This window comes from Stenotrophomonas sp. SrG, from assembly GCF_050031795.1.
Taxonomy (GTDB): Bacteria; Pseudomonadota; Gammaproteobacteria; order Xanthomonadales; family Xanthomonadaceae; genus Stenotrophomonas; species Stenotrophomonas rhizophila_A.
Map to the genome: position 1 here is coordinate 1 of NZ_JBNBBE010000777.1, position 246 is coordinate 246.

General features: G+C 77.6%; 1 pseudogene. It reads left to right on the forward strand.

Features of this window, described 5'->3' with window-relative positions:
* Positions 1 to 246: pseudogene (locus ACQG3P_RS21685) on the forward strand (TetR/AcrR family transcriptional regulator); the annotation flags it as partial.

Below are 246 nucleotides of genomic sequence, written 5' to 3' on the forward strand. Positions count from 1 at the left end.
GCCGACCGGATGGCCGAGGCGGCGAGCAGCGGCCTGGCGCACTCTGCCGCTCCCGCTGCCGCGATGGATGGGCTGGGTATCAAGAGCGCCGACCTGTCCCGGGAGCATCGGGACGCGCCAGGCCACGGCTGCACGCTTGCAGCCCTGTGCAGCGACGCTGCGCGCCAGCCGGGGACCGTGAAGGCGGGCTGGGCGGCCGGGATCGCGGCGCGGCTGGGCTCCTCCGCTTCGCCGCGCGGGCCGGCG